Source organism: Streptomyces sp. AC627_RSS907, assembly GCF_019049165.1.
In genome coordinates, this window is the sequence record NZ_JAGMUE010001500.1 from 1 (window position 1) to 655 (window position 655).

1 protein-coding gene and 1 pseudogene are annotated in these 655 nt (G+C 77.1%); both read right to left on the minus strand.

Translation table 11 applies throughout. The annotated features are described in order from the left end of the window. Positions 1-522 (minus strand): annotated as a pseudogene (locus KUM32_RS42670) (hypothetical protein); the annotation flags it as partial. A 34-nt stretch (positions 523-556) separates the two neighbouring features. Then, the coding region (locus KUM32_RS45550; RefSeq protein ID WP_374227626.1) for a DUF6760 family protein at positions 557-655 on the minus strand (99 nt) is incomplete at its 5' end.

The window sequence follows — 655 nt, forward strand, 5'->3', positions numbered from 1 at the left end:
GGTCAGCGGCTGGGTCGGCTGGGTCCACGCGCGCTGGACCGCCGCCCGCGACTCGGCCGGGCCGGTCGAGACGGCGTGGCCCGTCGGGTCGGGCGCGAAGTGGCGTACGGAGGCCGTGTCGTGGCCCGCGCCCGACGAGGCCGATGTGGCCGGGGTGGTCGAGGTGTCCGGGGGGTCGGGCTCCGTGGTCCCGGGCCCGGTCGTGGTGGCGAGGTCGTGGCCGAGTCCGGCGGGCGCGTCGGGGCTGACGAGGTGGCCGAGCGGCGTGCTCAACGAGGCGTCCTGCCAGGTGCCGAGCGAGGCGTGGAACGGTTCCGGGTCGGCGACCAGGGGCGCGGCGCCCACGGTCCGTTGCAGCGGCGGCAGGTCGCGCCACGCCTGACCGCCGGACCCGCGCCCGACGGCGCCGTGGCCCGGGGTGGCGCCGGAGGTCGGGGCAGCCGGGGGCTCGGGCGACGCGCTCCCGGCCGAGGCGGCGCGGCCCAGGCCGGTCAGTCGAGACAGCCGGGACAGCAATCCCATCAGGCGGTCGTCCCTCCCCCTCGTACGGCGCGGTTCACTGCCCGTTCAGCCGGGCGATCTGGTGGACGTAGCGGAGCCGGTCGGCGTGTTCCAGGTCGAGGATCTGGTCGAGCGACCAGTGGAAGTGGTAGGC